The organism is Allobosea sp. CER48 (assembly GCF_044752385.1).
Classification (GTDB): Bacteria; Pseudomonadota; Alphaproteobacteria; order Rhizobiales; family Beijerinckiaceae; genus Allobosea.
The window spans coordinates 1-3,778 of sequence record NZ_JBIWYK010000317.1 but is presented as its reverse complement, the minus strand read 5'-3'; the positions used below and the strand labels follow the sequence as shown (position 1 = coordinate 3,778).

Below are 3,778 nucleotides of genomic sequence, written 5' to 3'. Positions count from 1 at the left end.
TGCCGGCGAGGCCTTCAACGCTGCGGCCTTCAGCCGGCCGGTCATCAAGGTACTGCGCTCCGGATGCTACCTGACGCATGATTCCACGGTGTACTCGGCCGCGTTCCAGCGCATCAGGCTGGAGACAAGCCTGACGTTGCCGCCGGGCGGGCTGGAACCGGCGCTCGAGGTCTGGGCCCATGTCCAGTCGCGGCCGGAGCGTGGGCGCAGCCTGCTCACCGTCGGCAAGCGCGACATCAGCTACGATTCCGGCCTGCCGGTGCCGCTCCGCTGGTACCGGCCGGGCGGCGCGATGCAGCGCCCCGAGCCGATGCCTCCGGGACATGCGGTTCTGGCGCTCAACGACCAGCACTGCCATCTCGGCACGCCGGAGGAGAGCCCGCTGCGGGTCGGAGACATGGTCGCCTTCGGCATCGGCCATCCCTGCACCACCTTCGACAAATGGGCCGTGCTGATGCTCGTCGACGACGACTATCGCGTGACCGGCGCGATCAGGACGTTCTTCTGATGAAGCGTTCCGTGGTTTCTTCTCGCGGAACGTCTGATCCTTGACGCGAAATATCTGCGACTACTAGGCTTTTGGGGCTGCGCGGGTCGCTTTCAGGGTCCGCCGGGCCCCGGACGGTACGGATCCACGCAGCATCGACAGACCGTTTCGCCGTTCGAAGTCGCCTTCCGGGAGGTCGCCGTGCGCCTGGCTCTGATCCACATCGTTCAGGAGACCAACGACTTCAATCCGCTACTGACCACGCTCTCCGATTTCGAGGCGTTCGGCCTCTATGAAGGCGAGGAGATCGTCCGGCATTTCAGCGAGATCGGCCAGATCGGCGGCCATTACGCCGCGGTTCGCGAGTCCGGGCTCGACATCGAGACGATCCCGATCATCCGGGCCTGGGCTGTCGCTGGCGGGCGTATATCGCGCGAGGCCTTCGACTTCTTCCAGGCGAAGATCAGGGCGGGCCTCGAAATGGCCGGGCCGATCGACGGCCTCGTTCTGCATCTGCACGGCGCTTGCGCCGCGGAAGGCATCGACGATGTCGAAGGCGAACAGGCGGAGCTGTGCCGCCGCATTCTCGGCCCGGACGTCCCGATCCTGCTCGGGCTCGATCACCACGCCAACGTCACGCAGAAGATCATGGCCAATTGCACGGCCATCGTCGGGCACCGCACACAGCCCCACGATGTCTTCGACACCGGCAAGGTCGGCACTGAGGTGTTGCTGCGCATCCTCGGGGAGAAGAGCAGGCCGGTGATGGCCTGGCGCAAGATCCCGCTGCTCTCGCATCAGGAACAATTCCTGACTTCGAAGGGGCCGATGAAGATCTGGTTCGACCGGGCGCGGGCTCTGGAAGCCGACAGGCGCGTCCTGCAGGCGTCGAATTATCCGATGCAACCCTGGCTCGATGTCGCCGAGGGCGGCTGGTCGACGATCGTCGTCACCGACGGCGACCAGGCGCTGGCCGAGAAACTCGCGGACGAGCTTGCCGATCTCGCCTGGTCCATGCGCGACGATTTCCAGCTGCGCGAAGCGGTCTCCGTCGATGACGCCGTGCGCAAGGCCGACGCGGCTCCGCGCGGCATGATCGTGCTGAGCGACACCGGTGATACGGTCTTCGGCGGCGCGGCCGGCGACAGCAACCTTCTGCTGGAGTCGATGCTGCGGCTCGGCATCAGGAGCAAGGCCCTGATCCCGCTGATCTCGCCGCAGGCCGTCGCGACGCTGACGGCCGCAGGAGAGGGCGCGGAGGTGACGCTGCCGCTCGGCGGGGACGCGGCGACGGCCTTCTTCAAGCCGCTGACGGTGACGGGCAAGGTGCGGAAGCTCGGCGGCGGGGCGATCCCGCTGAACTTCAACCACCAGCCGGAAGTCGACATGGGCCGGGTCGCCGTCTTCGATGTCGGGCCGGTGACGCTGCTGATCTCGGAACTGCGCGGCGTCGCCGGCAACGTGCCCGATGTCTACGAGGCCTTCGGCATCGACCTCTCCGAGTACAAGATGGCGGTGCTCAAGACGGCTTCGAACTTCCAGTACTTCGATCGGATCGCATCCGGGCTTGTCCGCGCCGATACGCGAGGGCCCGGTCAATCGGATGTCTTCACCCTCCCGTGGCGGCGGATTCCGCGCCCGGTCTATCCTCTGGAGACAATAAGCGACTGGCGGGCGCACTCGTCCCAGCCGGGAGCGGGGACCGCCTGAACGACGCATGACAATCAAGAAGAGAGGGGAAAGCGATGACAAAGCTGTCGCGACGTCAATTCTGCATGACCAGCCTCGCCCTTGCGGCATCAGCCCCTCTGGCGGCGGCGCTGCCGGCTTCTGCCCAGCAGCTCAAGGGCGGGACGTTGCGCGTGGCCGTGCTGAGCGAGCTCGCGAACTACGATCCGCAACAGCTCTCGACCGTCAATTTCCACGTCATCAAGAACCTCTACGACAGCCTGATCGAATACACGCCCGAGGGTAAGCCGGAGTCGAGCCTCGCGACCGAGTGGAAGATCGCCCCGGACAAGAGCTCCGTGACGCTGAAGCTGCGCGATGGCGTGACCTTCCACAGCGGCACGCCGTTCAAGGCCGATTCCGTGCTCGCGACCCTTCAGAAGGGGGCCGATCCCAAGCGCGGCAAGAACGTCTTCGCGACCATGTCGATCGTCAAGGACTGGTCGGCGCCGGACGAGCGCACGGTCACAATCAACTTCAAGGCGCCGGTACCCGACCGACAGATCCTCGACCTTCTGCAATTCCTGATTCCGATCGACCCGAAGGGCATCGACACGGTCGAGACCGTGCCGGCCGGCACCGGCCCCTATACGCTGGTGAACCGCGCGGTGGGCCAGAGCCTCACCCTCAAGGCCAATCCGAAATACTGGCGCGAGAAGCAGCCGATCGCGCAGGATCTCGTCTTCACCGTGTTCAGCGAGGACGCCGCCGCGAGCGCCGCTCTGGAATCGGGTGCCGTGGACATCGTCTACAACGGTTCATCGCGCAGCGCCGTCAGGCTGAAGGGGGCGGGCTATCAGGTGTTCGCCGGGCCGGGGCAGCTGGTGCAGGTCTTTCGCATCAATTCGACGCGTGGACCCTTCCGCAACAAGTCGTTCCGCCAGGCCTTCAACCACCTGATGGACCGGGCAAGCATACTGCGCGTTGGCTATGCCGGCATGGGCAAGGTCGTGGCGCTGCCCTGGGCACCCGCGAGCCCGGCTTTCGACGACGGCTATACCAAGTCCAATGGATACGACCTCGACAAGGCGAAGAAGCTGATCGCCGCTTCCGGCCTGTCCGCAGACGAGATGAAGAACTGGAAGCTGCTGGTGAATGGCAGCGACGAGGCCTCCGTTGCGATCAGCCAGATCGTGCAGGGGTCCCTGCAGAAGGTGGGAATTCCAGTCGAACTCGACATGCGACAGGGGGCCGAATACGTCACGGCGTTGCTGGGTGGCGATTTCGCTGCGACTTTCGGCGCCGTCGGCAATGTCCAGAAATTCCCGTCGCGCGTCGCGACCAACTCGATCTATCGCACCTCGGGCAATCCGATCCTCAAGGATCCGCATCCGCATCCCGACTACGTGGCGGCGATCGCCAGGGTGGACGGCACGGCCGGCAGCGAGGCCGAGGTCAAGGCTGCCTATGACAATCTCAACCGCGTGCTGGTCGACGAGGCTTTTGGCATCCCGACCAATTCCTACGATGTCGGCCTGATAGTCGCCTCCGAGAAGATCGGTGGGGTGACGCTCGACATCGACAATCTCTTCGTCGCCCGTACCCTCGGGTTCAAGTGATGCG

At 65.1% G+C, this 3,778-nt stretch carries 3 protein-coding genes; all 3 read left to right on the top strand.

The annotated features are described in order from the left end of the window. A partial coding sequence (locus ACIPIA_RS11985) for a type III PLP-dependent enzyme domain-containing protein (RefSeq protein ID WP_465246956.1) occupies nt 1-508 on the top strand: 508 nt, incomplete at its 5' end. A 180-nt stretch (nt 509-688) separates the two neighbouring features. After that, on the top strand, nt 689-2,197 hold the full coding sequence (locus tag ACIPIA_RS11980; RefSeq protein ID WP_400509765.1) for a M81 family metallopeptidase: 1,509 nt from the start codon (nt 689-691) through the stop codon (nt 2,195-2,197). 65 nt (nt 2,198-2,262) lie between these two features. Next, nucleotides 2,263-3,774, top strand: a complete 1,512-nt coding sequence (locus tag ACIPIA_RS11975; protein WP_400509763.1) for an ABC transporter substrate-binding protein — start codon at nt 2,263-2,265, stop codon at nt 3,772-3,774. Nucleotides 3,775-3,778 lie beyond the last annotated feature (4 nt).

Excerpts from the sequence above, each read along its gene's own strand:
- ACIPIA_RS11975 (WP_400509763.1), top strand. The coding sequence starts at position 2,263 with ATGACCAGCCTCGCCCTTGCGGCATCAGCCCCTCTGGCGGCGGCGCTG.